The sequence below is a fragment of the Rhodococcus sp. P4_F3_2 genome (genome assembly GCF_056401335.1).
In genome coordinates this window covers 1-384 of sequence record NZ_JBFUJN010000276.1, presented here as the reverse complement: position 1 = coordinate 384, position 384 = coordinate 1, and the positions used below count along the sequence as shown (strand labels likewise).

Below are 384 nucleotides of genomic sequence, written 5' to 3'. Positions count from 1 at the left end.
CTATGACAGCCACTCATGCCATCCAACCTATCTTCATTATAAAYGAAAGCGATTACAAAGTAAAGAYATTRWTKAAATATTCTGTTTATTTAATTGTTATATATTRAGTTAATCTCTATAGTTTCTARACATATAATCTAACAATGGAATYTTTAAAGATTCCTAAACTTAGAGGAGGTGTCATTATGAAATTAAGGGGTAATTTAAAYGCMTTAATWGGTSTCTGGTTTATTRTCGCACCTTGGGCTATTGGTTATTCARATCAATCAGGRGCTTTATGGTCAAGTATAGTCTTTGGAATCATTCAAGTTATTGTATCGTTATGGGGTTATGACAAGCCTGGCTGGAATTCATGGCAAAACTGGGTCTCTGCGATTACTGGTG

The 384-nt window shown here is 33.3% G+C and carries 1 protein-coding gene; it reads left to right on the top strand.

Annotated elements, in window-relative coordinates; genetic code table 11:
• Nucleotides 1-143 precede the first annotated feature (143 nt).
• Nucleotides 144-384, top strand: a 241-nt coding sequence (locus AC1DWA_RS33715) for an SPW repeat protein (RefSeq protein ID WP_477917890.1), incomplete at its 3' end; no start/stop codon positions are given.